The 24,763-nt window shown below is 59.8% G+C and carries 23 protein-coding genes and 2 pseudogenes; 18 read left to right on the top strand and 7 right to left on the bottom strand.

From position 1 onward, the window contains the following. Positions 1-84 precede the first annotated feature (84 nt). The 6 genes and pseudogenes from RCCGE510_RS31555 to RCCGE510_RS31530 all read left to right on the top strand — a co-directional run bounded on the left by RCCGE510_RS31555 (position 85) and on the right by RCCGE510_RS31530 (position 7,355). A complete protein-coding gene (locus RCCGE510_RS31555) occupies positions 85-327 on the top strand; it encodes a hypothetical protein (protein WP_007637241.1) in 243 nt (80 codons plus the stop codon). 312 nt (positions 328-639) lie between these two features. Continuing rightward, positions 640-1,856 (top strand): annotated as a pseudogene (gene repA, locus RCCGE510_RS31550) (plasmid partitioning protein RepA). Positions 1,857-1,898: 42 nt separating this feature from the next. Continuing rightward, positions 1,899-2,951, top strand: a complete 1,053-nt coding sequence (gene repB, locus RCCGE510_RS31545) for a plasmid partitioning protein RepB (RefSeq protein WP_007637240.1) — start codon at positions 1,899-1,901, stop codon at positions 2,949-2,951. Between the two features lie 149 nt (positions 2,952-3,100). Further along, a pseudogene (gene repC / locus RCCGE510_RS31540) lies at positions 3,101-4,391 on the top strand (plasmid replication protein RepC). Between the two features lie 279 nt (positions 4,392-4,670). After that, complete coding sequence (locus RCCGE510_RS31535; protein ID WP_007637238.1) at positions 4,671-5,237, top strand: sugar transferase; 567 nt, start codon at positions 4,671-4,673, stop codon at positions 5,235-5,237. A 123-nt stretch (positions 5,238-5,360) separates the two neighbouring features. Beyond that, on the top strand, positions 5,361-7,355 hold the full coding sequence (locus RCCGE510_RS31530) for a nucleoside-diphosphate sugar epimerase/dehydratase (RefSeq protein WP_007637237.1): 1,995 nt from the start codon (positions 5,361-5,363) through the stop codon (positions 7,353-7,355). Between the two features lie 92 nt (positions 7,356-7,447). Here the strand turns inward: RCCGE510_RS31530 and RCCGE510_RS31525 are convergent, their stop codons facing one another. From RCCGE510_RS31525 to RCCGE510_RS31515, 3 genes are all read right to left on the bottom strand, one after another. Continuing rightward, positions 7,448-8,722 carry an O-antigen ligase family protein gene (locus RCCGE510_RS31525; RefSeq protein WP_037080609.1) on the bottom strand — a complete coding sequence of 425 codons (1,275 nt, stop codon included), beginning with the start codon at positions 8,720-8,722 and terminating at the stop codon, positions 7,448-7,450. Positions 8,723-9,214: 492 nt separating this feature from the next. Continuing rightward, complete coding sequence (locus RCCGE510_RS31520; protein ID WP_007637232.1) at positions 9,215-9,466, bottom strand: hypothetical protein; 252 nt, start codon at positions 9,464-9,466, stop codon at positions 9,215-9,217. Between the two features lie 38 nt (positions 9,467-9,504). Beyond that, positions 9,505-9,918 (bottom strand): DUF2934 domain-containing protein, encoded by a 414-nt coding sequence (locus tag RCCGE510_RS31515; protein WP_007637229.1) that lies wholly within the window; start codon positions 9,916-9,918, stop codon positions 9,505-9,507. Positions 9,919-10,132: 214 nt separating this feature from the next. Between RCCGE510_RS31515 and RCCGE510_RS31510 the strand changes: the two genes are divergently transcribed. Continuing rightward, entirely contained in the window at positions 10,133-10,849 is a 717-nt protein-coding gene (locus RCCGE510_RS31510; RefSeq protein WP_007637227.1) for a GntR family transcriptional regulator, read from the top strand. 46 nt (positions 10,850-10,895) lie between these two features. Continuing rightward, positions 10,896-12,083 (top strand): mannonate dehydratase, encoded by a 1,188-nt coding sequence (uxuA, locus tag RCCGE510_RS31505; protein ID WP_007637225.1) that lies wholly within the window; start codon positions 10,896-10,898, stop codon positions 12,081-12,083. A gap of 64 nt (positions 12,084-12,147) precedes the next feature. On the opposite strand, the gene RCCGE510_RS31500 is transcribed toward uxuA, so the two are convergent. Beyond that, on the bottom strand, positions 12,148-12,795 hold the full coding sequence (locus RCCGE510_RS31500; protein WP_007637222.1) for a TetR/AcrR family transcriptional regulator: 648 nt from the start codon (positions 12,793-12,795) through the stop codon (positions 12,148-12,150). Between the two features lie 133 nt (positions 12,796-12,928). Here RCCGE510_RS31500 and RCCGE510_RS31495 point away from each other — a divergent pair, with 133 nt between their 5' ends. Continuing rightward, a complete protein-coding gene (locus RCCGE510_RS31495; RefSeq protein WP_007637220.1) occupies positions 12,929-14,113 on the top strand; it encodes an HlyD family secretion protein in 1,185 nt (394 codons plus the stop codon). A gap of 24 nt (positions 14,114-14,137) precedes the next feature. Further along, on the top strand, positions 14,138-15,721 hold the full coding sequence (locus tag RCCGE510_RS31490; protein ID WP_007637218.1) for a DHA2 family efflux MFS transporter permease subunit: 1,584 nt from the start codon (positions 14,138-14,140) through the stop codon (positions 15,719-15,721). A gap of 60 nt (positions 15,722-15,781) precedes the next feature. Here RCCGE510_RS31490 and RCCGE510_RS31485 read toward each other — a convergent pair whose 3' ends face one another. Both RCCGE510_RS31485 and RCCGE510_RS31480 read right to left on the bottom strand, forming a co-directional pair. Next, a complete protein-coding gene (locus RCCGE510_RS31485; protein WP_007637216.1) occupies positions 15,782-16,651 on the bottom strand; it encodes an aldose 1-epimerase family protein in 870 nt (289 codons plus the stop codon). 98 nt (positions 16,652-16,749) lie between these two features. Beyond that, positions 16,750-17,079 carry a DUF6665 family protein gene (locus RCCGE510_RS31480; RefSeq protein ID WP_007637215.1) on the bottom strand — a complete coding sequence of 110 codons (330 nt, stop codon included), beginning with the start codon at positions 17,077-17,079 and terminating at the stop codon, positions 16,750-16,752. A 203-nt stretch (positions 17,080-17,282) separates the two neighbouring features. Between RCCGE510_RS31480 and RCCGE510_RS31475 the strand changes: the two genes are divergently transcribed. From RCCGE510_RS31475 to RCCGE510_RS31450, 6 genes are all read left to right on the top strand, one after another. Further along, a complete protein-coding gene (locus RCCGE510_RS31475) occupies positions 17,283-18,905 on the top strand; it encodes an ABC-F family ATP-binding cassette domain-containing protein (protein WP_007637213.1) in 1,623 nt (540 codons plus the stop codon). Positions 18,906-19,003: 98 nt separating this feature from the next. After that, a complete protein-coding gene (locus RCCGE510_RS31470) occupies positions 19,004-19,396 on the top strand; it encodes a VOC family protein (protein WP_037080602.1) in 393 nt (130 codons plus the stop codon). Positions 19,397-19,465: 69 nt separating this feature from the next. Beyond that, positions 19,466-20,056 (top strand): hypothetical protein, encoded by a 591-nt coding sequence (locus RCCGE510_RS31465; protein ID WP_037080598.1) that lies wholly within the window; start codon positions 19,466-19,468, stop codon positions 20,054-20,056. Positions 20,057-20,150: 94 nt separating this feature from the next. After that, positions 20,151-20,315: a DUF1328 domain-containing protein gene (locus RCCGE510_RS34330; RefSeq protein WP_003571841.1), complete on the top strand. Its 165-nt coding sequence runs from the start codon at positions 20,151-20,153 to the stop codon at positions 20,313-20,315. 430 nt (positions 20,316-20,745) lie between these two features. Further along, entirely contained in the window at positions 20,746-21,267 is a 522-nt protein-coding gene (locus RCCGE510_RS31455) for a DUF992 domain-containing protein (protein WP_007637193.1), read from the top strand. Positions 21,268-21,361: 94 nt separating this feature from the next. After that, positions 21,362-21,829: a GNAT family N-acetyltransferase gene (locus RCCGE510_RS31450; protein ID WP_240539732.1), complete on the top strand. Its 468-nt coding sequence runs from the start codon at positions 21,362-21,364 to the stop codon at positions 21,827-21,829. 40 nt (positions 21,830-21,869) lie between these two features. Here the strand turns inward: RCCGE510_RS31450 and RCCGE510_RS31445 are convergent, their stop codons facing one another. Further along, positions 21,870-22,799, bottom strand: a complete 930-nt coding sequence (locus RCCGE510_RS31445; RefSeq protein ID WP_007637189.1) for a LysR family transcriptional regulator — start codon at positions 22,797-22,799, stop codon at positions 21,870-21,872. Positions 22,800-22,870: 71 nt separating this feature from the next. Here RCCGE510_RS31445 and RCCGE510_RS31440 point away from each other — a divergent pair, with 71 nt between their 5' ends. Then, positions 22,871-23,788 carry a DMT family transporter gene (locus RCCGE510_RS31440; RefSeq protein ID WP_007637187.1) on the top strand — a complete coding sequence of 306 codons (918 nt, stop codon included), beginning with the start codon at positions 22,871-22,873 and terminating at the stop codon, positions 23,786-23,788. Positions 23,789-23,884: 96 nt separating this feature from the next. Further along, positions 23,885-24,658, top strand: a complete 774-nt coding sequence (locus RCCGE510_RS31435) for a DeoR/GlpR family DNA-binding transcription regulator (RefSeq protein WP_007637186.1) — start codon at positions 23,885-23,887, stop codon at positions 24,656-24,658. Positions 24,659-24,763: the final 105 nt, after the last annotated feature.

Here is a 24,763-nt window from a genome sequence, read left to right as displayed (position 1 = left end):
GTCACGCGCGTCTTTCGTTCAAGAGGATTAAGCTGCCTTTGCTCTGTCGGCATGCGCCGGCAAGGCAAGCGGGAGAATTCTCAAATGCGCGATGCAACCGAAGCGACGATGACGCCGAAAAGTGACGAAGAGCTCAAGGAGCTGGTATCGCTCGCGAGGCTCGTTGCCTATGCCCGAGAGAACGCCAAAGACCTGAACGCCGAATTCTCCGCCTATTGCCTGGACCTTGCACTCGGCGCCCTGATGCACGACCTCGACCGAAGCGGCGTGTCCCTTTCCCACGAAAGCGGCCAGGATGGCGGCGACCTGCTCGGCACGCGCCACTAAACGGCCGTCCCCTGTCCACATGCCTCGCCGTTGCCGGCTTGCTTCGCCGCGCCGCACACATCGATATTTCGATTCCCAACTTTTCTGATCGGCTATGATGCCGATGTGATCATTGTTCTTGCGATTCTGCCTGTAAGGACGGGATTGCTTCGCCGGCAGTGCTACCGGCGGCATGTCCAAGCCTCTGAAAAAGATTGGACAACCTCGCGGTAGGGTCTTGTTAACCCTATTTGCCTTGCCACTTTCCCAGAATCGGGACTAAATGCGTTTTCTAGGCTCGCCGGGCTTTCAAATCGCATTTTCGAGATTTCCATGAATATGGCACCGCAGATAGAAAAAGCAATTTCCGATGTCGACCAGCTGATTATTGGTCAGGCGCAGGAGCTATCCGACAAGCTAAAGCAGCATCGGCTCGAAATGTTTCCGCCGCGGGCGCTGAAGGGGCTGCGCGAGTTTCAGCTTGCTGAAGTGGCGCGCTTCCTCGGCGTCACCAGCGGCTATCTTCGTAATCTGTCGCTGGAGGGCAAAGGTCCTCTTCCGCAGGTCACGCCGTCCGGCCGTCGATCGTATACGGCGGCGCAGATGGAAGAGATGCGCAGCTTCCTCGAACAGAATGCTCGCGCCGGAACCCATTACCTAAGTCATCGTCGAGGCAACGAACATTTGCAGGTCGTTGCGGTCGTCAACTTCAAGGGTGGCAGTGGAAAGACGACGAGTGCCGCGCATCTTGCCCAGCACCTTGCCCTGACCGGTCATCGCGTCCTTGCCGTCGACCTGGACCCGCAGGCGTCTCTCTCCGCCATTCATGGGTTTCAGCCTGAGTTCGACGTCAACGAGAACGAGACGCTCTACGCCGCCATTCGCTATGACGACCAGCGGCGACCGCTGAAAGAGATCATCCGGCCGACGAATTTCCCGAACCTTCATCTGGTGCCGGGCAATCTCGAGTTGATGGAATTCGAGCATGATACGCCGCGAGTGCTTGCTCAGGGCAAGGCCGGCGACTATGGACGCGTCTTCTTCGCGCGGCTCGACGAGGCGCTGTCCTCGGTCGCCGACGATTACGATGTCGTCATCATCGACTGCCCTCCCCAGCTCGGCTTTTTGACGATGAGCGCCATTTGCGGCGCAACGGCGGTTCTGATCACCGTCCATCCTCAGATGCTCGATGTCATGTCGATGTCGCCTAATTTTTGCAGATGCTCGGTGAGGTTCTGAATACGCTGAAGGGCGCCGGCGGCAACATGAATCTCGATTGGCTTCGTTATCTCGTTACCCGCTACGACCCGCAGGACGGGCCGCAGACGCAGATGGTTGCCTTCATGCGTTCGATGTTCAAGAACCACGTGTTGACCAATCCGATGTTGCGCAGCGTCGCAATCTCCGATGCGGCAATGACCAACCAGACGCTTTACGAGGTGGAGCGGAGCCAGTTTACCCGCGCCACCTACGACCGCGCCATGGAGGCGATGGATGCCGTCAATAATGAGATCGTCGATCTCGTTCACAAAGCCTGGGCGCGGAGATGAACGCGGAGTTTACTGCGGTAAACCGCGGCGGGGAGCTGACTGATGGCGCGTAAAAATCTACTCTCCGGCCTGATGGACGATTCCAAGAAGTTTACTGCGGTAAACAATGAAGATGAGCCGCTCCACAGCAACGAGAAACAGCAGATCGCCTATAAGGGGATCGGCGCCCTCGGTGCCGTTACGCGCAGTATCGATGCACTGGCGGCCAAGGCGGACGCGGCCAAAGCCATCGAGGAGAAGCTGGCGACCGGTGAGACGGTGATTGATCTCGACCCTGCCCTGATCGAAGATTCGTTCGTGACGGACCGGCTGGCGCATACCGACCAACAGTTTCGTGAATTGGTCGAGGCGATCCGCCTGCGAGGGCAGGATTCACCGATTCTCGTTCGCCCGCATCCGCAGAAAGATGGCCGATATCAGATCGCCTTCGGCCACCGTCGCGCCCGGGCCGCCAAAGAACTCGGTAGACCTGTCCGTGCCGTTGTCAAGAAACTTGACGACCGCGACCATGTCATCGCGCAGGGCCAGGAGAATTCGGCGCGCGCCGATCTCTCCTTCATCGAGAGGACGATGTTCGCCGACAAGCTCGACACGTTGGGTTTCGACAGGGAAACAATCATGTCGGCGCTCAGCGTCGACAAGACGACGGTTTCCAAGATGCTGTCCGTCACCAAGCGAATCCCAGCCGAAGTCCTGACCGCGATCGGTGCGGCAAAGACTACCGGCCGTGACCGCTGGCACGATCTGTCGGTAAAATTCGAGACCGAAAACCTCTCTACTCGGGCGATAGAGTTCAGCAAGTCGGCAGAATTCGAGACGGCGGAGCCGGATGCCCGCTTCGATATGCTCGTTGCCTTCATCAGCAGGAAGCAACAATCGACACCGTCCTTAGCGGTGCTTCAGCCCGCAGCCCGCGCCTGGCAGCGCAAGGACGGCGTGGTCAAGGCGAAGATCAAGGATGACGGGAAACAGTTCACCATCGCGCTGAAGGCGGAAAAGGCGTCAGCCTTTGGAGCCTATATCGCCAGCAATCTGGATCGTCTTTACGAGGCGTTCGAGAAGACACAGGATTTGACGAAGGACGGAGATCGATAAGCAAAAGAAAAGGCCCCCGAACGTTGCCGTCGCGGAAGCCCTCTCTGATCTAGACAACCAGAGAATCACATTTCCGCGAATCATAGTCAAGAGTCTTTGGCACCGAATTTGGTGAGCTGTGATCTTTTGCCTTGAAGAAGGCGAAGAAAATGGAAAGCGGAAATGTGACGACGCCTTCGGCGGCGGTCGATGACGCTTGGCATGTTAGCAAGCCAGGCAGCTGCTCGAAAAATCGAGCCCGGCCAATCAATTGATAAATGGAAACTCTATCGCGCGCTATGCGAGGCCAGGCCGTTGCTCGGCATTACAGACCGGGCGCTGGCCATCCTGAACGCCTTGCTGAGCTTTTATCCCAAGGGGGAGCTCTCCGAAGACAACGGGCTCATCGTGTTTCCCTCCAATGCACAGCTCTCCCTGCGCGCGCACGGAATGGCGGAGCAGACGATCCGTCGGCACCTGGCGAGCTTGATCGAGGCGGGGCTGCTGATCCGCAAGGATAGTCCAAACGGCAAGCGTTACGCCCGCAAGGAGCAGGGTGGGGAGCTGCGGGAAGCATTCGGCTTTTCGCTGGCGCCGCTGCTCGTGCGTGCTGAGGAGATCGAACGGCTGGCGGCGGAGGTGGTTGCGGATCGATTGCACCTGCAGCGGCTGAGAGAACGTCTGACGCTTTGCCGACGCGACGTCGCCAAACTGATCGAGATGGCGTTGGAGGAGGGGGCTGCCGGCGATTGGAGCGCCGTGCATCTACATTTTCGCAATGTGGTCGAGCAACTGCCACGGTCGCCGTCCGCCCGACAAATCACTGCTACGCTGGACGAATTGGAGATGCTGCGCGAAGAGATCGTCAATCAGTTGGAAATGCAGGTTAAAACCCATAATTCTGGCGGCAATGCCCAACAGTCTGAGCGGCACATACAGAATTCAAATCCACAATCCATTACTGAACTTGAACCAAGCTTCGAAACGAAGCAGGACGCGACGGCAGATGATCGATCGGCAGGTCGGGCCGATCCGATAGCCCGCCTACAGAAGGATGAGGGGACGAACGAGCCTGTCTCGGGCGGACACGCGGCCTCCGCGGCCAACGCTGCGCTCAAATCCTTCCCGCTGGGACTGGTGCTGCAGGCGTGCCCGGAGATCGCGGCCTATGGCCCCCAGGGCGCGATCGGCACGTGGCGCGATCTGATGGCCGCGGCTGTGGTCGTTCGGTCGATGCTTGGCGTCAGTCCGTCGGCTTATGAGCAGGCTTGCGAGATCATGGGAGCTGAAAATGCCGCCACCGTCATGGCCTGCGTCCTGGAAAGGGCGGGGCATATCAACTCCGCCGGCGGTTATCTGCGCGATCTGACACGTCGCGCCGAAAAAGGGGAATTTGCCATCGGACCGATGCTGATGGCGCTTGCCCGTACTAATTCGCCGATCAGAGGGAAGACAGGATGAAGATTCGCTCATCCTCTGTGCGGTGTGACTATGGTTAATGAAATGTGACGGAAATGAAGGCCGAGATTACTTCTTATTGGACGCTTCTCGTTTTGGGATCAAAGAGTTAAAGGATGCTCAGCTCTACGGAGTGAGGGAAGGAACGGGTCCAATGATAAACCAAGCCGGGCCGGCGAGAATACGATATCCTTCAGTTGACGCGAAATGCTTTTTGACGATACGGCAATCGATAGCGCAAGTGGCGGGAACCGCCGGTGGTACTGAAGAGAGCTGCGGAGCATGGGTTTGAAAAGGGCGGTGGATTTTTTCCTGGCTTTGATTGCTTCGATCATCCTGCTCGTTCCGATCCTTATCGTCGCTCTTTGTGTTCGCCTTACTTCGCCCGGACCAATCCTCTATTGGTCAAAACGTGTCGGCCGTTTCAATCAGATCTTCCTAATGCCGAAATTCCGCAGCATGCGCGTCGACACACCAACGGTTGCCACGCATCTGCTCGAAAACCCGGATCGGTTTTTGACACCCATCGGCTCGTTCTTGCGCAAATCCAGCCTCGACGAACTCCCGCAACTCTGGTGCATCCTCAAGGGGAAAATGAGTTTCGTCGGACCCCGACCAGCGCTCTACAATCAGGATGATCTGATCGAATTGCGGACGGCCCACGGCGTCGACAAGTTGCTGCCTGGATTGACGGGGTGGGCGCAGATCAACGGCCGCGACGAGTTGCCGATTCCGGAGAAGGTGAAATTCGACGTCGAATATATCGAGCGGCGTTCATTCGGCTTCGACATGCGCGTCCTGTTTCTGACCGCAGGAAAGGTTATCCGCCGAAAGGGAATACGGCATTAAGTTACCTACTTCTGATAGATATGCGGTGCGGAAGACTTTGCTTTCCGATTATTTCAGTTGCGCTCGTTGCAGAAAATGACAAGAAGGTGCTTGTCCGATTGATCGACGAGACGCTGGTTAGCAATGCCTGACAATACGCCCATTGAGACGTCGCGCTCAGCATGGTTCTTGATGCCGATGCAAGCGCTCGTCACTCCTCTGCTGGCGATGCCGCGGGTTGCCAAACGCGCTCTGGCTTTGCTGGTGGATTCCAGCTTTTGCGTTCTGACGATCTGGCTGGCCTACTGCTTCCGCCTGAACGAGTGGACGGTTTTGACCGGCGTACAGTGGTTGCCGGTCGTGGTTTCCTTGTGCATGGCACTGCCGATCTTCATCGTCATGGGCATGTATCGGGCGATCTTCCGCTATGCGAATTTGGCCGCGTTTATCGCCGTCCTGAAGGCGATTGCGATCTACGGCCTGGCCTTCATGACGATATTTACGGCGCTCAGCGTGCCTGGTGTTCCGAGAACCGTCGGTATTCTTCAGCCTTTCCTGCTGCTGATTGCCATCGGCCTGTCGAGGCTGGGTATCCGTTATTGGCTTGGGGACGCCTACCAGCGTATCCTCAACAAGAATACGGTCGCGAAGGTGCTGATCTACGGGGCAGGGAACGCCGGGCGGCAATTGGCCGCCGCCTTGAGCAACAATGCCGAACTCAATGTCGTCGGCTATCTCGATGACGATCCGCGTCTCAAGGGCGGCATTATGGGCGGATTGCCGATCTACGATCCGTCGGATCTGCCGATGCTCGCCGAAGCCCTTAGCGTGCACAATGTGCTTCTCGCTCTTCCCTCCGCGTCGCGGCAGCGGCGCAACGAGATCCTGGAGCATATCCGCAAAGCCAGGGTGAATGTCCGCACGTTGCCGGATCTCACGGCGCTGGCCCAGGGACGTGTCGCCGTCTCCGATATCCGTGAGCTGGAGATCGAAGATCTTCTGGGGAGGGAAGCGGTCGCACCGCGCCAAGAGTTGCTGGACAAGGCAATGCGCAACAAGGTGGTGATGGTCACCGGCGCCGGTGGGTCGATCGGCGGCGAGTTATGCCGTCAGATCCTGCGCAATGGACCTTCCAGCCTGATCCTCATCGATCAGAACGAATTCGCGCTATATAATATTCATGCCGAATTGCAGAAGCTAGCCGAACTCTACGAACATAAAAATCTGCAGATCGTTCCAATCCTCTGTTCCGTCCGCGATCAGGATCGCATGGAGCATGTCATGCAGAGCTGGCGACCTCAGACGCTCTACCACGCCGCCGCTTACAAGCATGTGCCCCTTGTCGAACATAATGCCGTGGAAGGCATTAAGAACAACGTCATGGGTACGCTGGTCACGGCACGCGCAGCGAGTAAATGCGGCGTGGCGAATTTCGTGCTGATCAGTACGGACAAGGCCGTGCGCCCGACAAATGTGATGGGCGCCAGCAAGCGGCTGGCGGAGATGGTTCTGCAGGCGCTCTCAGCAGAACTATCGGCCGACAGAATGCGAACGAATTTTTCCATGGTCCGCTTTGGCAACGTCCTCGGCTCCTCTGGATCCGTCGTGCCGCTTTTCAGGCAGCAGATCAAGGAAGGCGGCCCCGTTACGCTGACACATCCTGATATAACCCGCTATTTCATGACCATTTCGGAAGCCTCGCAGCTCGTCATCCAGGCAGGCGCCATGGGCGAGGGTGGCGATGTTTTCCTCCTCGATATGGGCGAGCCCGTTCGCATAGCAGATCTCGCTCGCAAGATGGTGGAGTTGTCCGGTTTGACCGTCCGCGACGAGACCAATCCCGAAGGGGATATCGAGCTTTCCGTTACTGGTCTCAGGCCTGGTGAGAAGCTTTATGAAGAACTGCTGATCGGGGATAATCCGGAAACAACTCAGCATCCCCGGATTATGAAGGCGCGTGAGGATTTCCTGTTCTGGCCGGAGCTTTTGAGAAGGCTCAGCTCGCTCAATGCGGCATTGGATCGGAACGATATGATCGCTGCGCGTGCGACATTGGCTGAGCTTGTTTCCGGCTATTCGTCAACGGGCGAGGTCTCGGATCTCGCTTTTACCGGCGCCGAAACCAATACGGCCGCCTGAGACGTCATTCATCCTGCTCTAAATTAATAGTGGAGCAGGATGCCGTCCGAAAACCGCTCTCACTTTTCGCTCTCCTGGCTAGATGCAAGACGTCAGTTGCGAACGACGGGCGTAAAGCCTGTGCTGCCGCGATCCGCACAAATAAGGGCGACCAGATAGGCGAAGATCGGATCCAAAGCCTTCTGATTGAACATGATGCCGAAGCTGCCGGTTATGACGTAGCTGCTGAGGAGCAGGAGAGCGAGCGCAATGGCGAGATCCCGGCCCGGCCCGGCCTCCTTTCTCCACGCGCCTATCACAGGCGTCGCGAGCATCAGCGAAAGTGCTGCAATGCCGAAAATACCGGCGTCGATTCCTGCGGTGAGAAAACCGTTGTGAACATGCGAATAGGTCAGATACGGCCTTATGCTGTCGGGCAGCTCTGCCAACACCGAAGCCATCCGGTTTTGCGGGCCATAACCAGTCAGCGGGTCTTTACTGATTGCTGATACGGCACCTTTGTACAAAGCGAACCGTGCACTGAGCGACGTGACCCCGCCGTCGCTGCGGTCGAGCGATGCCATATTTTCCTGCAGCGCCTCGATGCGATGAAGGATTTGGCCGCTGCCGAGGGCGATAAGTCCCGCAAACAGCAAAGAGCCGGTGATGGCAAGGCTGCGCAAACTCAGATGGAAGCTGTGTTTGCGAAAATACCAGAGAAAGATGACGATATGAATGGGTATCACCAGCCAGGCCGAGCGCGTTCCGGAAAGCAGTACGCAGCCTAGGCCGGCCGCATACCCCAAGATCGCAATTCTTTGCTCCACGCTTTTCGGAGATTGAACGTTAAGAAGCGCTATGCCGCCGAAAAGAACCCCTATCACTCCCAGCAGTGCTGCATTCGAAGTCCCAGCCTCTGCCCTCTCCATCAGAAACATGATCTGCAGCAGACTGAAGAGAAAGGTAATGATCATGCCGATACCTGCGCTGAGGATAAACAGCGGCACGAGGCGGCCATCGGGAGACTGGCGCATTCGCGGCAATATCAGCCAGACCGAAAAGAACGGCAGCAGCCGGAATATCCAGTCCAGTTCTTCGGAGTAGGGTGGATTGATGAATATGCTCGCAATCATCACCAGCGGGTAGATCGACATTCCAATTGTAACCAGCCGGTCGGATTTCGACAGGTTCAAGGCAAGCCGGCCCGTCGCCAGACAGTAAATACCCCACACCATCGACGCGAGAAGGATGAATGAGTTAAAGTTCGGCGAAAGTCCTGGAAGGATCGCAAAGAGAAAGACCGCTATGCGGTTGTTGCGATCGAGTGCGCTTCCCGTTCCGTTTTCAGGATAAAGCACCGCTATCTTCAGTTGTCTGAGGTATTTCACTTGCCGATCCTGACCACGCTGATGCCGTCTCGCTAAGGATCGCGCTCACGGCTGTCAAGCCGGGGATTGCGTGCAATCTATGGCTTTATTCCTAGTGGTATTCCAGCAACAGGATCTATGGATGGACGTGGTTCTATCAAATGGCAGGCGCGACATAAGGCCAGCTTCACAGTTGGCAGGTCTGAGCTGCAAGTCTGGTTCGACGGTTTGATCGTCGAAAGGCATTTTTTTCGCATATGGGATCGCCGAGCACGACGTCATGCCCACGGAGGGCGGGCTGCGAAGCATTAACGCAGATGACGCGATACGCCGCTTTGAAACGCCCCGGCTGATAGGACTTCGCCGCCGATCGTGCTTGGTGTCGAAAGATCTCGGCGGTTTTCGCGCGACATCCTATTCTAGCACCACGGCCGACGGACAAAAGGTGCGGGGAGGTCGATGGGGCTCGCTACAGATCTTCGATCCGGTGAGCCGCTTCATTGAATGCCAGCACTATCGCCAATAGCGGCTTGTCATACTCTCGTTCGATGATCGACCGAGGAGGTAGCCGAGGCCGAAGGCCAGAATGCCGGTGCCGAGCAACAATGCGCTTGCGGTATGCGGGTGATCCCTAACGCCGGAGGCGACGGCGTAGACCTCACGCGTCACCCCATTGGCCGCCGACCGCGCAGCTTTGGTCAATCCCTCCGGCGGCTCGGCGGGCGTTCCAGTAAATCCGGCGTTCAAGTTTTGTTTGTCGGCCATATCGAGACCTTTCCTGAGATTAGCTATCGGCTGAAAATTCAACTTTGCTCGCGCGTACCGGGGGAGGCTTCGCGTTGATCGGCATCCTCGAGATCGGTTTTGACGAGGAAGGTATCGGTATGTTGCCGCGAGGCTTCTCGAAGTGCCGCAAGATTTGGAGGATTGTCGATTTCGACCTGTTCATCGAGTTCGTGTGCATCAAGCTCATCCTCAGCCAGGGTCCAGTGATGCCGGTCCTGGCCTTCTGGTCTACCTTCCTTCTCCCAGAGCGAATATGCCCTGCTGCGGATCTCCTCCTCGCGGCTGGCTGCCGGCGAACCGCCGCTCTGCTGGTCAATTTCGTTTTCGCCTCGCCGGGCCGTCTTCTTTCCGCGACCATCCGCGGCGGATGGAAATTCCGGCCGGCCGTCGGCCAGGGCTTGGTTTTTCTTGCGTCGTGCTGGGTTTTTCATGAGCGTCTCCTTGGCTCTTTCAACCGGCTCGGCCGATCTAAGTTCCAAACAATGATTGCCTTGGTGCGGAGGTTTCCCGCATGTGCCCGCTTTCGTTCGCGGCGCCTGCAGGCCAACCCGCGGATGGCGCCATGCCGTCACGCCCGACGACATGTGTTGGCAAGGTAAAATAATTGATATACTAGTATGCCAAATTTCTCCGTCCGGTATCGTTATGCGGCAGGCATCAGCAACCGAAGTTTTAGTCGTCCCGCCGGAGGTTGTCGGCAGGCTGCGTCGCCTCACCACCGCCGGCGCCATTTATGAGCGCCTGCATGCCAATATCGTGTCGCTACGGATGCCGCCTGGCATGTCGCTGCAGGAAAAGCGCATCGCCGACGACTTCGGCGTGAGCCGCACGCCGGTGCGTGAGGCGCTGCTTAGGCTTTCCGAAGGCGGGCTGGTCGACATTTACCCGCAGTCGGGCACCGTCGTGTCGCGCGTGCCGGTTTCCGCGATCCCGGAGGCAGTCGTCGTGCGCAAGGCGCTCGAAGGCACGACCGTCGAGGCCGCGGCTTTGACCGCCACCGCTGCCGACATTGCCCGTCTCGATGCCGCCATCGCTCGCCAGCGGGCGCATGCCGCGACGGGAAATAGTTCGAGCTTCCATGATGAAGACGAGTCCTTTCACGAGACGATCGCGCAGATAGCGGGTTATCCCGGAATCTGGGCGATCCTGAAAACGGTCAAGGTGCAGATCGACCGGGCGCGGCGGCTGACGCTGCCGGTGCTCGGGCGGATGGACACTGTGGTGCACGAACATATGATCATCCGCGATGCGCTCGCCGCCCACGATGCGACGGCTGCACGTAACGCCATGATCCATCACCTGAGCGCCGTCATTCCCGATGTCGACGAGCTGCGCGCGCGTTACCCCGATTATTTCTGCTGATGGCAGACCCAGACACGAAACGAAAAGGCAGAGGGAAGGAACAAGGATGCGGCAGGGTTGGAGATGGTTCGGGCCGGAGGCGCCGGTGACGCTGGATAATGTCCGCCAGACGGGCGCGACAAACATCGTCTCGTCGCTCCATCAGGTGCCGATCGGCAGGGCCTGGACGGAAAAGGAAGTGCGCGAGCGCCAGTCTCTGATCGAGACGACGCCTGGCGGCCGTTCATCGCTCGTCTGGTCGGTGGTTGAAAGCATTCCGATCCCCGATGCCGTCAAGCGCAAGGGAGGGGAGGCGAGGACCGAAATCGAGGCGTGGATCGCCAGCCTCGAAGCAGTCGCCGCCTGTGGCATTCCGATCGTCTGCTACAATTTCATGCCGGTGGTCGACTGGACCCGCACAGAACTCGATTTCGTCACGCCGACGGGGGCCACTGCCATGCGGTTCGATCACGAACGTTTCGCAGCCTTCGACCTCTTCATTCTCGAGCGGCCGGATGCAGCGCAGCACTATTCCGCGGAAGACCGCGAACTGGCGCGTATCGTCTTTGAAGCCATGTCGGACGACGAGATCGCCGATATCACCCGCATCATCACCTCGGCTTTGCCGGGTTCGACCACTGAGCCTCTGACCATTCCGGCTTTCCGGGAAAAACTGGTCGCCTATAGCGGTATCGATGCCGCACGGCTGCGCCGGCATCTGATCGAATTCCTGGAGGCAGTAACGCCGGCTGCCGAGGCGCGTGGCGTCAAGCTGACGCTGCACCCCGATGATCCGCCGCGTTCGCTGTTCGGCCTGCCACGTATCGCCTCGACGGCCGATGATTATGCCGCTCTCTTCGATGCGGTGCCATCGGCAGCCAATGGCATGTGTTATTGCACCGGCAGCCTCGGCGTGCGCGCCGAAAACGATCTGCCGGCGATCGCCCGGCGTTTCGCGTCGCGCATCCACTTTGCCCATCTGCGGGCCACGAGCCGCGAAGGCGACGGCCGGACCTTCCATGAAAGCGCCCATCTGGAAGGCGACGTCGACATGGTCGCGGTGCTCCGGGAACTGGTTGCGGAAGATCGGCGCCGCAGCGCGCACGAGACGATCGTCTTTCGCTCGGACCATGGTCACCGCATGCTCGACGATCTCGACAAGATCGTCACCCCCGGTTACCCCGCCATCGGCCGCATGCGCGGCCTTGCAGAACTGCGCGGCATCCTGCATGCGTTGGGCGCGCCGCCGAACTGAGGGCGAGTTTGCAGTGCTGCGCCTTTCAGCAGAAATCATCGCGCTCTGAAGCTTGAGCAACGCTTCAGAGCGCGCAACCCTTCAAAAAAAGATCGGCGCACATTTTCGCCCTGACAGCGATCTCCTCGATCTGAGGCGGCTGTTGCTGGCGCAGCATCGCAGCGCGCTGCGGCTCCATGATCATCATGCCGCGCAGCATGCCGCAGGCGGCATGCGGATCGTCAAGCGCAACCAGTCCCCGGTCGATCTGCTTGCGCAGCCAGTCCTCCATCAGCGTGTTGGTTCTGACGATGGCCTTCTCATAGAAGGTATTGGCGATCTCGGGAAAACGGTCGGACTCGCTGATGACGAGACGGGTGACAGTGATCGTATCCAGCGAAAGTGTCAGCATGCCATAGGCCATCAGCATGCGCTCCAATCCTTGCCTGAGATCGGCCACGGCGAGGGTGCCTGGGTCAAGCGCTATGAGGAAGCGGCCCGTCCGCTCCGTAACCATCTCGGAAAAGAGGTCCGCCTTCGTCGGAAACAGGCGGTAGAGCGTCTTGGTCGAAATCCCTGCCTCTTGTGCGATCGCAGCGATGCTTGCGGCCGCATAGCCGCTCTCGTGGAACTGGCTGTTGGCCGCCTCGATGATCACGCTTCTCGTATCGTCGTCGCAACGGACTTGCGGTCGGCCTCGCGGCCTCTTCTCGATTTCGTGATTTTGGACCATAGCAATTTTCCAAATTATCGTTGACATCCGTTTTCTAATACATATTTTGGAAAACATCAAGTTTCCAAAAGTATTCCACCTGAACTCACAGGCCGCGGCCGGTAGCGACAGCGACCACTCCCAGGAGAGAGACATGTCGATCAAAACGCTGCAGGCCCTTAATAACAATGCACCTGTGCCGGAAACCACGGCGGAAGCAGCACCCACGACCCTTGATGCCGGCAATTCGCCGCGCATCGTCGAACCTGCCGTCGTTTCGGAGCCTCCCGTTCGCAAACGCGGCGGGCGCGGATTGTTGCTCGGTGCAACGGCGCTCGTGCTGATCGCCGCCGCCGGCTATTACGGCCACAACTACTGGACCGTCGGCCGTTTCGAAATCTCGACGGACGACGCCTATGTTAAGGCTGACAATACGACCGTCGCTCCGAAAGTGCCTGGCTATATCGCGGAAGTGCTGGCCAGCGATAATCAGATGGTCAAGGCCGGCCAGCCGCTCGCCCGCGTCGACGATCGCGATTTCCGCGCCGCGCTTGATCAGGCGGAGGCCGATGTCGCGGCGGCCGAGGCGGTGCTCGACGCGAAGCAGGCGTCGCTCGATATTCAGCGCTCGACGATTGCTGCCGCCCGCGCCACGGTCGAAGTCGACAAGGCCAATGAGACCTTTGCCGAACAGAACAACAAGCGCTATGCCAATCTTGCGACCAACGGTTATGCTCCGGTGCAGACGGCGCAGCAGGCGGCCTCTGCCATCGCTGCCGCCCAGGCGACCATCGTTCGCGACGACGCCGCTCTCGATGCCGCCGTCAAGCAGGTCGATCTCCTGAATGCCGAGCTTGCCCAGGCGAGGGCGACGCTTGCCCATGATCAGGCCGTCCAGCATCAGGCTGAGCTGAACCTCTCCTATACAACCATTGCCGCACCTGTCGACGGCACCGTCGGCAACCGCACACTGCGTGTCGGCCAGTATGTTCAGGCCGGCACCCAGCTGATGTCGGTCGTGCCGACGAGCGAGGTCTACGTCATTGCCAACTATAAGGAGACGCAGCTCACCGATGTTCGAGCTGGCCAGCCGGTCAATATCGAGGTCGATACCTTCCCGGGCCGCCTCTATCACGGCCATGTCGACAGCCTTGCTCCGGCTAGCGGCCAGGAGTTTGCGCTGCTGCCTCCTGACAATGCGACCGGGAATTTCACCAAGGTCGTTCAGCGCATTCCGGTCAAGATCGTGCTTGATGGCGAGGCCGCCGATGGCGACCTGCGTCCGGGCATGTCGGTCCAACCGAGCATCGACACCATGGCCGATGCCGATCGCAAATAGGCGCCGGGATCAGGAGAGCGTGTCATGTCCACCATCGCAGCAACAGCCGTTGCCACATCGCAGCCCCGGGCGAGCACCAGGGAATGGATCGCCGTTCTTGCCGGCATGATCGGCGCCTTCATGGCCATCCTCAATATCCAGATCACCAACGCCTCCCTCCTCGATATAGAGGGCGGCATCGGAACGGGCGTCGACAACGGTGCCTGGATCTCGACCTCATATCTAATCGGCGAAATCGTCGTCATTCCGCTGACGGCCTATTTCAGCAGCGTCTTTTCATTCCGCCGCTATATCCTCGTCAACTCAATCCTGTTTCCGCTGTTTTCGATCGCCTGCGCCTTCGCCCATGATCTCGGTACGATGATCCTACTGCGTGGCCTGCAGGGTTTTGCCGGTGGCGTGCTGATCCCGATGGCCTTCACCATGGTGCTGACCAAGCTGCCGAAACCGCAGCAGCCGCTCGGCCTTGCGATTTTCGCGCTGTCGGTCACCTTCGCACCGGCGATCGGTCCGACCATCGGCGGTTACCTCACCGAAAACTATGGCTGGCAGACCATCTTCTTCATCAACGCCATCCCGAGCGCCGTCATGGCCGTAGCGCTCGCCATGACGCTCGACAAGCAGCCTATGCAGCTTCGCCTGCTCAGGGAAGGCGACTGGGCGGGTATCTTCACAATGGCGATCGGTCTCTCGGCGCTGCAGACGGTGCTCGAGGAAGGCAACAAGGAGGATTGGTTTTCCTCGTCCTTCATCGTCAAACTCAGCATCCTCGCCTTCGTCTTTCTCGCCGCCTTCATCTGGATCGAGCTCACCGTGAAGAAGCCGCTGGTCAAGCTTAGCCTGCTGACGCAGCGAAATTTCGGCATCGGTGTTGCCGTCAACGTGCTGGTTGGCGTCGCCCTCTTCGGCACTGTCTATATCCTGCCGCAATATCTCGGCCAGGTTCAGCGCTACAATGCCGAGCAGATCGGCATGGTGCTGGCTTGGACCGGCTTGCCGCAACTGCTGCTGATCCCGCTTGTGCCGATGATGATGAAGCGCTTCGACGCGCGTTACATCGGCTTCCTCGGCATCTCGATCTTCGCGATCAGCTGCTTTATGAACGTCACGCTTTCGGCCGATACCGCGGGCGACCAGTTCTGGATACCGAACATCGTTCGCGCCATCGGCCAGGCGCTGGTGCTGACGCCGATCACCGCCATCACAACCGCCGGCATCGCAGCCACGGATGCCGCCGCCGCCTCGGGCCTGACCAACATGCTGCGCAATCTCGGCGGCGCCGTCGGCACGGCAACGCTCGGCACGGTGCTGACCAAACGCGAGCAGTTCCACTCGAACATCATCGGCCAGTCGGTCACGCTCTCCCGGGATGAAGTCCGCGATCGGCTTGCGCAAACGACCGGCTATTTCATGCAGCACGGCATTTCCGATCCAGCGGTTGCAGGGCAGAAGGCCGTTGTCGTTCTCGGTCAGATCGTCAGGCGCCAGGCCCTGATCCTGGGATTCGCCGATACCTTCGCCGTCATCGGCGTGGTTCTTGCAATAGCTGCCGTCGCTCTGCTGCTTACCCAAAAGCCGCGGTCTGGCGCTGGCGCCGGCGCTCACTGACAACGGCCCTGCGACAGCTGCAAAGTTCTCCGTCGCGCGCCTCGTCGGGCGCGCGGCTTTCTATTGTAAAATCTCGACGGTAAAGGCGAAGCGAGCGACCGCACCCGGTGCCAGGATAGTCGTGGAGGGCCGCTTCGACAGCTCGCTCGACCTTCCGGCCTCCGCCGCCGTTCCATGCCAGGGCTCGATGCAGAGGAAGGGGGCGCCCGGTTTGGTCCACAGGGCAAGATTGCGCAGATTTTCGAACCGGAACCGCATGGCCGGCCCGCCTTCGGCGCCGTAACTTAAGCCTTCGCCTGCCGCTGTCGGAAAGATCATCGCATCCTGCTCGAACATGGCGTGATCGAGCACCAGCCGGCCGGCCGCGAACGGCGAGGGCAGTTGCGCAGGATTGATGAGGCCATCCTGCAGCCGCACGAGCGGCGGCTCGCCCTTATTGTCGAGCGTAACGACATGGTCGTGCCCGGCAGCACCCGGTAGCGGCCAGCTGAAGGCCGAGTGAAATCCAAGCCCGAACGGCATCTCCTTCTGATCGCGATTGGTGACTTCTGCCGCCACCGTCAACGTGCGGCCCTCAACCGCATGCTCCACCGCCAGCTGGAAATCGAATGGATAGGCCGCCCGGGTGGCCGCCGAGGCGACCAGTTCGTATCGGCACATCGTCGCGGTGGATGCCGCAAGCGCGAATTCGCTGCGGCGGGCAAAACCATGCTGAGCCATCGGATAGATCGTGCCGTCGATCGCTATTTTGTCATCCGGCGCCTTGCCGACGATCGGAAAAAGGATCGGCGACCGTCCGGTCCAGAAGGCTGGGTCGCCCGTCCACAGCCATGAGCGTCCGTCGCTTGACGTGAGCGCCTGCATCTCAGCGCCGAGGGCGGAGACGTCGACGGTGAGGTGCTGGTTTCCAATCCGGATCGAGCTTGGCATCGCAATTCCCTTTCGCCATGGTTCGGCACCAAGCCATACCTTTCTGCGCCGTTGATTTCCACTCAATAGGTAAGGGAGCGGCCCCACGTCGCTCAGCGTTATTTCCGCACCGCGCCCAATCTGGCGATCACTTCGTTCGGGATGCCGTAGCGCTGGATGGCGTCGCGGTTGTTCCGCAAGCCGCAGATCTCACGCTGGACGAAGAATGCCCAGACGGCGTCGGAGGCTTCGTTGAGAAGCCTCTCGCGTTCCTCAGCGCTCCGGCGATCGGGCGCCCAGGCCTTCAGCGCGGCGAGTGCCGCCTCCACCTTCAGCCCGTGACGTCCAAGCGAGTCCGCGCGTTCCGACATCAGCTCGTATTCGAGGACGTTGAAGCCGTTTTTATTCCGCTCGGATGGTCTGAAGGACTGCGGCGGACGAACGCTCATTGGCACAGGTCTCCATTGGCATGAGCCGCGATGATATCCAATCCGGTTCCAAATTAAAGAAGGCGAGCATGACGTCGCCCGAAAACCACTCACACCTTTCGGCGTCATACTCTTGATCGAGAGGGTGGGAACAGGGCTATCCTGCGGTTTCCCCGCATGGCATAAGCGCGCCAAAACCTCCTTCTCCAGGCCCCGCGTAAATCATGATCCGTATTGAGAACATCAGCAAGCAGCTCAGCCACCGCATCCTCTTCATCGAGGCGTCCGCAGCACTCAACAAGGGAGAGAAGATCGGCCTCGTCGGTCCGAACGGCGCCGGCAAGACGACGATTTTCCGGATGATCAACGGCGAGGAGCAGCCGGATGAAGGGCAGGTCTCCTGCGAAAAGGGCGTCACCATTGGCTATTTCAACCAGGACGTCGGCGAGATGGCGGGCCACAGTGCCGTCGCCGAGGTGATGAACGGCGCCGGCCCGGTTAGCATCGTTGCCGGCGAACTGCGTGAGCTCGAGGCGGCCATGGCCGACCCCGAGCAGGCCGACGACATGGATAACATCATCGAGCGCTACGGCGAGGTGCAGGCGCGCTACGAGGAACTGGACGGCTATTCGCTGGAAGGACGCGCCCGCGAAGTGCTCGCGGGCTTAAGCTTCAGCCAGGAGATGATGGACGGCGATGTCGGCGCCCTCTCGGGCGGTTGGAAGATGCGCGTGGCGCTCGCCCGCATCCTGCTCATGCGTCCCGATGTCATGCTGCTCGACGAGCCGAGCAACCATCTGGATCTCGAAAGCCTGATCTGGCTGGAGGAGTTCCTGAAAGGCTACGAGGGCGCGCTGCTGATGACCTCGCATGACCGCGAGTTCATGAACCGCATCATCACCAAGATCATCGAGATCGATGGCGGCACGCTGACGACCTATTCGGGCGACTACGAATTCTACGAACAGCAGCGGGCGCAGAACGAAAAGCAGCAGCAGGCCCAGTTCGAACGCCAGCAGGCGATGCTCGCAAAGGAAATCAAGTTCATCGAGCGGTTCAAGGCGCGCGCCTCGCATGCCTCGCAGGTGCAGAGCCGCGTCAAGAAGCTAGAGAAGATCGACCGGGTGGAGCCGCCCAAGCGCCGTCAGGTGGTCTCCTTCGAGTTTCAGCCGGCGCCACGATCCGGCGAAGATGTGATCAACCTCAAGAACGTGCACAAGAAATACGGCAGTCGAAGCATCTATGAAGGACTGGATTTCATGGTGCGGCGCCGGGAACGCTGGTGCATCATGGGCATAAACGGCGCCGGCAAGTCGACACTGCTGAAGCTGGTGACGGGGACCGCCGAGCCCGATGAAGGCAGCGTCGCTCTCGGCGCCAGCGTCAAGATGGGATATTTCGCCCAGCACGCCATGGATATTCTCGACGGCGAGCACACCGTCTTCCAATCGCTGGAAGACCGGTTCCCACAGGCGGGGCAGGGGCCTTTGCGGGCGCTCGCGGGGTGTTTCGGCTTTTCCGGCGACGATGTCGAGAAGCGGTGCCGCGTATTGTCCGGCGGCGAGAAGGCGCGTCTGGTCATGGCCATCATGCTGTTCGACCCGCCGAACCTGCTGGTCCTCGACGAGCCGACGAACCATCTCGACCTCGACACCAAGGAGATGCTGATCAAGGCGCTGTCGCAATATGAGGGCACCATGCTGTTCGTTTCGCACGACCGGCATTTCCTCGCCGCACTCTCCAACCGGGTGCTGGAGCTGACGCCCGAGGGCGTCCACCAATATGGCGGCGGCTACACGGAATATGTGGCGCGCACCGGCCACGAGGCGCCTGGTCTGCGGAGCTGACGATTGTTTTCCCAACATGTCGAAACCGCCAGGCTCGAAGCGACCAGCAGAGAGCCCGGCCATCGACATCGGTGGACGATCGGAGCAACAAAGGAGAAATGCCCATGCTGCTGGATAGGATCGAGGTTATTACCCTGTTCGTCGACGATATCGACGCGGCGAGGGCATTCTATCAAAAGGTCTTTGCCGCCGATGTCGTCTATCAGGATACGGTATGCTCGGTCCTGAAATTTTCGGGAACGATGGTCAATCTGCTCAAGGTTGCGGAAGCGCCGCAGCTGGTCGATCCCTCACCGGTAGCGGCATCCGCTTCGGGCAGTCGCGTCTTGCTCACGATCAAGGTCGATGATGTCGACGGGGTCTGCGCGGACCTGCGCAAACTCGGTGTCAAGCTGCTCAATGGTCCGATCGATCGTCCATGGGGCCGCCGTACGGCGGCCTTTGCCGATCCGTCCGGCCATGTCTGGGAGGTCGCGCAGGAGCTGCGCTAACGCCGCCGTCGAGGGCCTTGGCAAGCCGCTTCCTTTACGCAAAGAACGGATTCGGCTGTTATTGCCACGATGATGACCAAATTCCATGGTGTTCGGAGCCCTCTTCATGCAATCGGGGACGGGCGCAACCGCATGGACTGGATCAATCGCTTTATCGATCAGCCGCTACTGCATGGCGCGGCAGGCTTGCTACGGAGCTGGCATCTCCGCACGCGGCAACCGCCGGAGTTGTTGGAGCCGACATGGAATCTCGTCGTGCTCTCCTTTCTCCTGATCGCCAGCTGGCAGGTCCTGGCCGGCAAACCTTTCGCGCTCGGTGTTGCCGCGCTGATCATGCTGGCGTTGCCGTCAGCACGAAAACTGCTTTCGTCGATGAAGGCGCGGGGAGGCGGTTATGGCGCCCGGCAATACAAATCGCTGCGAGCGCGCGCCATCGCCAAACGTGAAGCCGAGTGGTCGGTGCGCATCATCGTCCTGTTCGCCGCCGCCGGCCTTCCTTTCATTGCCCGCATCGACGATCCGGCAGGGGCCTGTTTCATGCTGGGAGCAAGCATCTGGTTCGTGCTGACCGGGCCGCTCAAGGCCTATCTCGATGCGGCCGAGCCTCCCGAGCCGAATGAAGGCGACCGGATGGTCAGCGGCGCCGTTCATTTCGGCTGACCTATGCGACGTCGCATCTGCCGGCCGTGAGACGGGCAGGGAACCAAATGGGGCGGCTTCCGTTATCTCCGCAGCAACGTAAAAGGAGATTGCGATGCTTTATTACGCTCTGGTGTTTCTCGTTGTGGCCTTGATTGCCGGCGTCCTCGGATTTGGCGGTATAGCAGGAGCTTCAGCCTCTATTGCCCAGGTTCTGTTCTTCATTTTCCTGGTGCTGTTCGTCGTATCGCTCGTCATGCGCTTCATGCGAAGAGTATAGCGCGAGTAGAACAGTATAAAAACCCGGCGAACACATCGCCGGGTTTTTCTGTATTGACCCATGGTAGCGGTCGCGAAATGTGCGTTGACACAGAGTTCGCTTCGGCCGATGCGGTCGTCGTGGTTCGGGCCGGCCAAAATAAAGCCGTGCCCCCGCAGAAATTTGACGGCGCTCAGGATCGTGCCTTTCCGGCAACCATTCCTGACAACATCTCGAAATAACCGGATGGCGCGAATTAGTGCCTTCGAAATGTCCCAATGGGGCGTGAACCGTAAGCGTGTTTGTCGCTTGCGCATCTTCTGCGCTCTGACAGGCGACGTGAAGATGGTACCGGATCGGGATCGTTTTGCAGTTCCGTCCGTTATCTATTGCCGAATCTGGTGGCGAGTAGCCGGGTATGCTCCCGTCACGATTTGAGAAGGAGAGACTTATGAACAAAATTCTTGCAAAGGCATTTGCCGCGGTTTCGTTGACGCTGGCCGGCGCTGGGGCGGTCAGTGCCGCCGACCTCGCAACCAGGACATATGAAGAGCCGGACCTGCGCAATGGTGTCAAGATCGGTTACCTCACCTGCGATATCGGCGGCGGTACGGGTTATGTGCTCGGTTCATCCAAGGAAGCCGATTGCATCTTCCAGTCGACTGTCGGCAACGAGCTGTCGGATCGTTATACAGGGGAGATGAGGAAGCTCGGCATCGACCTTGGCTTTACCACACGCAGCCGCCTGATCTGGGCCGTGTTCGCGCCGACAGCCGGTTATCACCGCGGATCGCTCGCCGGCCTCTATGTCGGCGCCACTGCCGAAGCCACGCTCGGGGCCGGTGTCGGCGCCAATCTCCTGATTGGCGGCACTTCCGGCTCGATCCATCTGCAGACGGTGAGCCTGACCGGCCAGCTTGGCCTCAACGTTGCGGCCGGCAGTGCCTCGATGACGCTGACAGCCGACAATTGATATGCCTTTGGCGCCCCCGCCGCGACGCGGCAGGGGCGCCACCCTTCCGAACGCGATTGTACGCCCCGATATGCCCCGGCCGGATCACGACATGATGAATATTCGAACGGCAACGCCCGACGAGGATGAGATCCTGGTCGGACACCACCTGAAGATCTGGGACAGCTACGGTACGCCACCTGAACACTACAGGCCCGATGCGGCGGCGCGGATCCTGTCTTTCATCAGAACTGGTCGCGAGGAGCGACGTCTGACTTCGTTCCTTGCCATCGTCGACGGTGAAATAGCCGGTTCCGCATCCTGCCAGATGCACCAATCACCGTTTCCGGAAATCATCCAGCCGGAACAGCGGCTGCATGGCTATATCTGGTCCGTTTATGTCGCCGACGCCTTCCGCCGGCGCGGCATCGCATTGACGCTGACCAACAAGGCCCTCGACTATTTGAAGTCTCTCGGCTGCACGACGGCCGTCATCCATGCCTCGGATGCCGGTGAGCCCGTCTATCGGGCCGCTGGGTTTGAACTGGCGAAGGAAATGCGTCTGCAGTTTCCGGCAGAGTAACGAACGGCGATGACCGAAGCGCTGACGGCGCGTCTTCCGCCTACGCCTTTGCCCGGCCGGGTGCGATAAAAGCAGCGATCGTCGCCTCGTCGTGGCTGGCTTCGCGCAGGAAGCGACTGGCAAATTCGATGGCGGGGCTTCTGAGCGCATCGTCCGGCCGAATCAGGTGGAAGGCCACATGATTGTCGAGCGTCCGATCCGACACGGCGACGACGCGCCCGGCCGCAAGCACGGCATCCGACAGCGGTGGCCGGGCGAGAGCGATGCCGAGCCCTTGTACACAGGCATCAACGACCAGATTGTAATCCTCGAAGCGACGGTCGTGGCCACGCGGCGTATAGTCGACGCCTTCGCGCGCGAGCCAGCGGCGCCAGCCTTCGATATTGGAGTCGTGCAGGATCGGCAGGTCGAGCAGCGAAACAGCATCGGAGCGCTGCCCCAGCCGATCTGCCAGGGCCGGGGCGGCGATGGGATAGGATTTCTCCTGCCAGAGCGACAGGGCGCGCACGCCGGCCCACGGCCCTTTGCCGCAGCGGATGGCAAGGTCGGTGCCTTCACCGAAATCCGCCAGCCGGTGTTCGAGCGTCAGCTCGACATGCAGCTCATTTCCTTCGAGCTTCGCCAGGCGCTGAAACAGCCATAGAGAGGCGACGGAGGGTGTCACCGAAAGGCGCACCACCGCCTTATTGCGGCGAGGCAGCCAGCGTTCGCCGCTATTGCCGAGCAGCGCAAGCGCTTCCTCCGCCCGCGCGAAAAACCGCATGCCCTCCGGCGTCAGCCGCACACCTCTGGCTTCGCGTGCAAACAGCCGCACCCCCATCCAGCGCTCGAGGCGCGAGACCTGCCGCGACACTGCGCCATGGGTGATACCGCTTTCCTCGGCCGCGGCTGAAAACGATCCAAGCCGGGCGGCGCGGGCAAAGGTCTCGAGCGTATCGAGCGGCGGAAGCACGGGCGAGCTGTGAACCATAGACACATTTGATCATCGATTGCGATGCTTTTCAAGCACGCATGGAAGGCCTAATCCATTGTCGAAGAATAATGGAGGCGAAAATGAGCATGGCGGCAAGCACACCGATTTTGACGAAACAGCAGGGCGGGTTCGATCTGGTGGCGTTTGGCGCCATCCTCGTCACCATCCTCTTCTGGGCGTCCTCCTTCGTGGTGATCCGCATCTGTCTCGGACCGCTGACGCCGATCGAACTGGCGACCGCGCGTTATGTGGCAGCCGGCGCCATCGCGCTGGTCTACCTCGTCATATACCGGCCGTTGCCGGAAAAACGCGATTTCGTCCGCCTTTCCATCGCGGCGGTGCTCTTCATCGCCGCCTACGCGGTTCTGTTGAACACCGGCGAGCAGACAGTTGCGGCAGGACCGGCGAGCTTCATCATCAACACCATGCCCGTGTTCACCGCCCTCATCGCCACGTTCGCGCTCGGCGAGCGCTTCGGCCGCTGGGGTTGGGCTGGCACTGCGGTTTCCTTCGGCGGCGTAGCGCTGATTGCGGTTGCTTCGGACGGCGGTTTCAAGCTCGATCCGAATGCCGTCCTCATCCTCGGCGCGGCACTTTGCTCGGCGATCGCCAGCGTGCTGCAGAAGCCATTGCTCGGCCGGATGCCGGCGCTTGCCGTCACTGCCTGGATTCTGCTCATCGGTTCCGTGCCGCTGTTTCCGGCTGTGCCGGCTACGGTCCAGGCGCTGGCCGCCGCCCCGGCAGAGGTGAACTGGGGTGTTGCCTATCTCGTCATCTTCCCGACCGCGATCGGCTACCTCACTTGGGCGATCGCGCTGAAGCGGCTGACGGCCGCCCGCGCTTCGAATTTCCTTTATGGCGTTCCGCCGGTCGCCACGCTGATCGGTTTCCTCTGGCTGGGTGAGACGCCGACGGCGCTTGGCGCGGTCGGTGGCGTGATGGCGATCCTCGGTGTGCTGGTCGTCAATGTGATGCGGAAGCGATAGCCGCAAATTCGCCTCGGAAGGGGATCCGGTAACAGATAGGCATTGCGCAGGCGTTCGCTTTCTTTAAAACGAAAGCAGATCGAAAGGTGCGCGCGCATGTTCTTGACCGACCGGCAAACTGAAATCGTGGCGATAGCGAAATCGAGCGGCAGGGTCCTGGTCGAGGAGCTCGCGTCCCGCTTTTCAGTGACACCTCAGACGATCCGCAAGGACCTGAACGATCTCTGCGATGCGCAGGTGCTGACGCGCATCCACGGCGGCGCGACATTCCCGAGCGGGACCGAGAACGTCAAGTACGAGGCGCGCCGCCAGATCGCTGCGTCCGAGAAACAGGCGATCGGCATGGCCGCGGTCGAGCTGATTCCGAGCGGGGCCTCGCTGTTCATCAATATCGGAACGACGACCGAGGCGGTGGGCGAGGCACTCGCCGATCATCACGAGCTGATGGTGATTACCAATAACATCAATGTTGCCAACAGGTTGCGCCTTTTTCCGGCGATCGAAGTGGTCATCGCCGGCGGTGTGGTGCGCGGTTCGGACGGTGGGATCGTCGGTGAGGCGGCCGTCGATTTCATCCGCCAGTTCAAGGTCGACTACGCCGTGATCGGCGCGTCGGCGATTGACGTGGATGGAGCGCTTCTCGACTATGATTTTCGCGAGGTCAAGGTCGCCCAGGCGATCATCGCCAACGCCCGACATGTCATTCTGGTTGCGGATTCGACGAAGTTCGAACGCACCGCGCCAGTCAGGATCGGCCAACTTTCCCAGGTTCATACCTTCATCACCGACCACTGTCCGGTGCCGTCGATCCGCAATCTCTGCCTCGAAAACAATGTGAAGTTGATCGAAACGAATGGCAGGTTTCGCTAGAACATGATGTCGGCGCTGCTCTGAATTTTCAGCCGCGAAACATTCGTTTGACATTCGTATCCCTTTCGTTTTAACTGTCTTTACTTTCGCAATTGCGCAAGTTTT

The organism is Rhizobium sp. CCGE 510 (genome assembly GCF_000292525.1).
Taxonomy (GTDB): domain Bacteria; phylum Pseudomonadota; class Alphaproteobacteria; order Rhizobiales; family Rhizobiaceae; genus Rhizobium.
The sequence above is the reverse complement of the archived record's forward strand: the minus strand, read 5'-3'. Positions and strand labels throughout refer to the sequence as shown.

What these genes read in the sequence shown, in the direction of transcription:
- RCCGE510_RS31555 (WP_007637241.1), top strand. Translation starts at nt 85, where the DNA reads ATGCGCGATGCAACCGAAGCGACGATGACGCCGAAAAGTGACGAAGAG.
- repB (WP_007637240.1), top strand. Translation starts at nt 1,899, where the DNA reads ATGGCGCGTAAAAATCTACTCTCCGGCCTGATGGACGATTCCAAGAAG.
- RCCGE510_RS31535 (WP_007637238.1), top strand. Translation starts at nt 4,671, where the DNA reads ATGGGTTTGAAAAGGGCGGTGGATTTTTTCCTGGCTTTGATTGCTTCG.
- RCCGE510_RS31530 (WP_007637237.1), top strand. Translation starts at nt 5,361, where the DNA reads ATGCCTGACAATACGCCCATTGAGACGTCGCGCTCAGCATGGTTCTTG.
- RCCGE510_RS31520 (WP_007637232.1), bottom strand. Translation starts at nt 9,466, where the DNA reads ATGGCCGACAAACAAAACTTGAACGCCGGATTTACTGGAACGCCCGCC.
- RCCGE510_RS31515 (WP_007637229.1), bottom strand. Translation starts at nt 9,918, where the DNA reads ATGAAAAACCCAGCACGACGCAAGAAAAACCAAGCCCTGGCCGACGGC.
- RCCGE510_RS31510 (WP_007637227.1), top strand. Translation starts at nt 10,133, where the DNA reads ATGCGGCAGGCATCAGCAACCGAAGTTTTAGTCGTCCCGCCGGAGGTT.
- uxuA (WP_007637225.1), top strand. Translation starts at nt 10,896, where the DNA reads ATGCGGCAGGGTTGGAGATGGTTCGGGCCGGAGGCGCCGGTGACGCTG.
- RCCGE510_RS31500 (WP_007637222.1), bottom strand. Translation starts at nt 12,795, where the DNA reads ATGGTCCAAAATCACGAAATCGAGAAGAGGCCGCGAGGCCGACCGCAA.
- RCCGE510_RS31495 (WP_007637220.1), top strand. Translation starts at nt 12,929, where the DNA reads ATGTCGATCAAAACGCTGCAGGCCCTTAATAACAATGCACCTGTGCCG.
- RCCGE510_RS31490 (WP_007637218.1), top strand. Translation starts at nt 14,138, where the DNA reads ATGTCCACCATCGCAGCAACAGCCGTTGCCACATCGCAGCCCCGGGCG.
- RCCGE510_RS31485 (WP_007637216.1), bottom strand. Translation starts at nt 16,651, where the DNA reads ATGCCAAGCTCGATCCGGATTGGAAACCAGCACCTCACCGTCGACGTC.
- RCCGE510_RS31480 (WP_007637215.1), bottom strand. Translation starts at nt 17,079, where the DNA reads ATGAGCGTTCGTCCGCCGCAGTCCTTCAGACCATCCGAGCGGAATAAA.
- RCCGE510_RS31475 (WP_007637213.1), top strand. Translation starts at nt 17,283, where the DNA reads ATGATCCGTATTGAGAACATCAGCAAGCAGCTCAGCCACCGCATCCTC.
- RCCGE510_RS31470 (WP_037080602.1), top strand. Translation starts at nt 19,004, where the DNA reads ATGCCCATGCTGCTGGATAGGATCGAGGTTATTACCCTGTTCGTCGAC.
- RCCGE510_RS31465 (WP_037080598.1), top strand. Translation starts at nt 19,466, where the DNA reads ATGATGACCAAATTCCATGGTGTTCGGAGCCCTCTTCATGCAATCGGG.
- RCCGE510_RS34330 (WP_003571841.1), top strand. Translation starts at nt 20,151, where the DNA reads ATGCTTTATTACGCTCTGGTGTTTCTCGTTGTGGCCTTGATTGCCGGC.
- RCCGE510_RS31455 (WP_007637193.1), top strand. Translation starts at nt 20,746, where the DNA reads ATGAACAAAATTCTTGCAAAGGCATTTGCCGCGGTTTCGTTGACGCTG.
- RCCGE510_RS31450 (WP_240539732.1), top strand. Translation starts at nt 21,362, where the DNA reads ATGAATATTCGAACGGCAACGCCCGACGAGGATGAGATCCTGGTCGGA.
- RCCGE510_RS31445 (WP_007637189.1), bottom strand. Translation starts at nt 22,799, where the DNA reads ATGGTTCACAGCTCGCCCGTGCTTCCGCCGCTCGATACGCTCGAGACC.
- RCCGE510_RS31440 (WP_007637187.1), top strand. Translation starts at nt 22,871, where the DNA reads ATGGAGGCGAAAATGAGCATGGCGGCAAGCACACCGATTTTGACGAAA.
- RCCGE510_RS31435 (WP_007637186.1), top strand. Translation starts at nt 23,885, where the DNA reads ATGTTCTTGACCGACCGGCAAACTGAAATCGTGGCGATAGCGAAATCG.